Source organism: Curtobacterium sp. MCBA15_013, from assembly GCF_001865095.1.
In the GTDB taxonomy this organism is placed as follows: domain Bacteria; phylum Actinomycetota; class Actinomycetes; order Actinomycetales; family Microbacteriaceae; genus Curtobacterium.
In genome coordinates this window covers 1-209 of record NZ_MJGQ01000037.1, presented here as the reverse complement: position 1 = coordinate 209, position 209 = coordinate 1, and the positions used below count along the sequence as shown (strand labels likewise).

General features: G+C 58.9%; 1 rRNA gene. It reads left to right on the top strand.

From position 1 onward, the window contains the following. Nucleotides 1-88: 88 nt before the first annotated feature. Nucleotides 89-205: ribosomal RNA gene (rrf, locus tag BIV01_RS13610) — 5S ribosomal RNA — on the top strand. The last annotated feature ends 4 nt before the right edge of the window (nt 206-209 follow it).

The window sequence follows — 209 nt, the reverse complement described above, 5'->3', positions numbered from 1 at the left end:
TTCCCGACAGACGATCGGGAACAAGAAACTGAACACCGCGCATGCGCGGAACAGCTTTCGAACTTCCAAGCGATTGGGTCGAAGGTGTTCCGGTGGTCATAGCGAGAGGGAAACGCCCGGTCACATTCCGAACCCGGAAGCTAAGCCTCTCAGCGCCGATGGTACTGCAAGGGGGACCTTGTGGGAGAGTAGGACGCCGCCGGACTCAA